Annotated in this window: 2 protein-coding genes; both read right to left on the reverse strand. The window is 67.2% G+C overall.

Features of this window, described 5'->3' with window-relative positions; all coding sequences use genetic code 11:
- Nucleotides 1–598 (reverse strand): IS3 family transposase (locus tag E1298_RS47245; RefSeq protein ID WP_131903874.1); only part of this gene is annotated, 598 nt, incomplete at its 3' end.
- 8 nt (nucleotides 599–606) lie between these two features.
- Nucleotides 607–894 (reverse strand): transposase, encoded by a 288-nt coding sequence (locus E1298_RS47250; protein WP_165976011.1) that lies wholly within the window; start codon nucleotides 892–894, stop codon nucleotides 607–609.
- Nucleotides 895–943: the final 49 nt, after the last annotated feature.

Here is a 943-nt window from a genome sequence, read left to right on the forward strand (position 1 = left end):
CGAACGTCCAGGACGTGAACTGCGCTCCGTGGTCGGAGTGCAAGATCGTCGAGTTGGACGATGGTTTGCGGCGGGCGACCGATGCCGCCATCGCGTCGATGACCAGGGTGCTGGTCTGGCGGATATCGATGGAATGGCCGATGATGCGGCGGGAGAAGCAGTCGAGAACGGCTGCGCAGCAGAGTTTGCCTTCGGCGGTCGGGTGTTCGGTGATGTCGGTGACCCACAGCAGGTCCGGGGCCCCGACGTCGAACGCGCGCCGCACCAGGTCCTGCGCGGTGGGCTCGTTGACCGGGTTGCGGCGGCCCTTGCGCCGGTGGATCCCCTGGATGCCCGCCTCGCGCATGAGCCGCTCGACCCGCTTGTGGTTCACCCGTTCGCCCAGCCCGAGCGTCAGTTCGGCGTGGACACGCGGTGCGCCGTGGCTGAGCCGGGATTCGGCGTGGACGGTGCGGATCACCTTCAGCAACTCGGTGTTGCGTTGTTCGCGGATCGAGGTGGGCCGGCCGAGCCGGTCTTTATAACCGGAGCGAGAGACGCCCAACACTCGGCAGGCCACCGCGACGGGAATGTCGTAGTCGGCGAGTCCACGGACCAACGAGTACTCTATTTTGGGAGCACGTTCTCCCGGGCGAAGTAAGCCGCGGCCCGTTTGAGGATCTCGTTCTCCAGTTCCAGCTGCCTGGCCTTGCGCCGCAGCTCGACCAGTTCCTTCTTCTCCGCGCCCGTCAGGCCGTCCCCGCGGCCTTCGCCGGCGTTCGCCTGCCGTATCCAGTTACTCAGGCACGACTGGCCGATGCCCAGACTCCTGGCCAACGCCGCGACCGGTTTGTCGCCGGTCCGAGCCAGCTCGACAGCGCGTCGCCGGAACTCCGGCGGATGAGGTGGCGGCACGAGACTCTTCCTTCCCCGTTGGCCCACGGCCAACTCAGGTCACGTGGCC

It is taken from the genome of Actinomadura rubrisoli (genome assembly GCF_004349215.1).
Classification (GTDB): domain Bacteria; phylum Actinomycetota; class Actinomycetes; order Streptosporangiales; family Streptosporangiaceae; genus Spirillospora; species Spirillospora rubrisoli.